The organism is Pararobbsia silviterrae, assembly GCF_003628125.1.
Lineage (GTDB): Bacteria > Pseudomonadota > Gammaproteobacteria > Burkholderiales > Burkholderiaceae > Pararobbsia > Pararobbsia silviterrae.
Genome location: NZ_RBZU01000005.1, coordinates 476042 through 476297, shown reverse-complemented (window position 1 = coordinate 476297; position 256 = coordinate 476042). Strand labels below are relative to the sequence as shown.

At 59.4% G+C, this 256-nt stretch carries 1 protein-coding gene; it reads left to right on the top strand.

The genetic code is table 11. The features are described 5' to 3' along the window. Positions 1-37 precede the first annotated feature (37 nt). The coding region (locus tag D7S86_RS29970) for a hypothetical protein (protein ID WP_205962806.1) at positions 38-256 on the top strand (219 nt) is incomplete at its 3' end.

The window sequence follows — 256 nt, the reverse complement described above, 5'->3', positions numbered from 1 at the left end:
TGCGGACAATGCTCAAAGGCGTGGCGCCGAGCCATTGATGCGACACGGCGACCTTTCGCTATATGACGTCGTGGACGTCAACCGGCTCGTGGAGGGAGGGCGCGCATACCGCGAGCTCGCGGCTGAGTCGCAATTCGTTCGAAGGGCGGTGGCCCTGGTTGCGCTGTGCGTTGTTTTCGTATCGGTCTTTTTATTTCTGAAGTTCGGGTCGTCTCGCCTGGGCGATAAAAGTGCAGACCTGTGGAATGCCGTCGTG